Annotated in this window: 1 rRNA gene; it reads right to left on the bottom strand. The window is 53.9% G+C overall.

From position 1 onward, the window contains the following. Positions 1 to 114 (bottom strand): 5S ribosomal RNA (gene rrf / locus ACSIPU_RS31465); the annotation flags it as partial. Positions 115 to 230 lie beyond the last annotated feature (116 nt).

Genomic DNA, 230 nt, shown 5'->3' on the forward strand with positions numbered 1-230 from the left:
CTGGCAGTTCCCTACTCTCACATGGGGAGACCCCACACTACCATCGGCGCTACGGCGTTTCACTTCTGAGTTCGGCATGGGGTCAGGTGGGACCACCGCGCTAGTGCCGCCAGGCAAATTCTGTTGTCAGAAACGAATCTTTTACACCGATGCTGCGTTGGCTGCATTCGTAAAGTCAGTCACATACTTCAGTATGCTCCTTCCTTTCCTTCATTTGCCGCCTTGCCTCA

This window comes from Klebsiella sp. HN106 (genome assembly GCF_051209435.1).
Taxonomy (GTDB): Bacteria; Pseudomonadota; Gammaproteobacteria; order Enterobacterales; family Enterobacteriaceae; genus Klebsiella; species Klebsiella oxytoca.